At 42.1% G+C, this 340-nt stretch carries 1 rRNA gene; it reads left to right on the forward strand.

The features are described 5' to 3' along the window. Window positions 1-243 precede the first annotated feature (243 nt). A 23S ribosomal RNA gene (locus AZF04_RS15430) occupies window positions 244-340 on the forward strand; the annotation flags it as partial.

Below are 340 nucleotides of genomic sequence, written 5' to 3' on the forward strand. Positions count from 1 at the left end.
GAAAACAGAAATTCATCGGAGTCTATAACGATAGACAAACGAGAATGTCAAGAATTCATATCAAACCTTTTTGATAAGATAATGGAAGAAGTTTAATTCAATTAAATTTCGGACATTAGTATGGCGATTAGCAACAAGGAGATCGAGGAAACGAATCTTTGAAGGAATGGAACGTACTTTGGTACGTGACATGACCGAGAAGAAGAAGTTGACGAAGAAATCCGCTGTTGATAAGAAGCCAATGGTTAAGTTAGAAAGGGCGCACGGTGAATGCCTTGGCACTAGGAGCCGAAGAAGGACGCGACGAACGGCGAAACGCCTCGTGGAGCTGTAAGTAAGC

It is taken from the genome of Alkalihalobacillus trypoxylicola, from assembly GCF_001590785.1.
In the GTDB taxonomy this organism is placed as follows: Bacteria; Bacillota; Bacilli; order Bacillales; family Bacillaceae_D; genus Alkalihalobacillus; species Alkalihalobacillus trypoxylicola.